This window comes from Pseudoalteromonas sp. BSi20439, from assembly GCF_000241165.1.
Lineage (GTDB): Bacteria > Pseudomonadota > Gammaproteobacteria > Enterobacterales > Alteromonadaceae > Pseudoalteromonas.
In genome coordinates, this window is sequence record NZ_BADW01000008.1 from 1 (window position 1) to 571 (window position 571).

At 51.3% G+C, this 571-nt stretch carries 1 rRNA gene; it reads left to right on the forward strand.

What is annotated here, in order from left to right:
* A 23S ribosomal RNA gene (locus tag P20439_RS00565) occupies positions 1–571 on the forward strand; the annotation flags it as partial.

Consider the following 571-nt stretch of genomic DNA (forward strand, 5'->3'; position numbering starts at 1 on the left):
GTAGCGAGGTTAACCGATTAGGGTAGCCGTAGGGAAACCGAGTCTTAACTGGGCGAATAGTTGCAAGGTATAGACCCGAAACCCGGTGATCTAGCCATGGGCAGGTTGAAGGTTGAGTAACATCAACTGGAGGACCGAACCCACTAACGTTGAAAAGTTAGGGGATGACCTGTGGTTAGGAGTGAAAGGCTAATCAAACCGGGAGATAGCTGGTTCTCCCCGAAATCTATTTAGGTAGAGCCTCGGACGAATACTTACGGGGGTAGAGCACTGTTAAGGCTAGGGGGTCATCCCGACTTACCAACCCTTTGCAAACTCCGAATACCGTAAAGTAATATCCGGGAGACACACGGCGGGTGCTAACGTCCGTCGTGAAGAGGGAAACAACCCAGACCGCCAGCTAAGGTCCCAAAGTCATAGTTAAGTGGGAAACGATGTGGAAAGGCCCAGACAGCCAGGAGGTTGGCTTAGAAGCAGCCATCCTTTAAAGAAAGCGTAATAGCTCACTGGTCGAGTCGGTCTGCGCGGAAGATGTAACGGGGCTAAACTATGCACCGAAGCTGCGGATTCA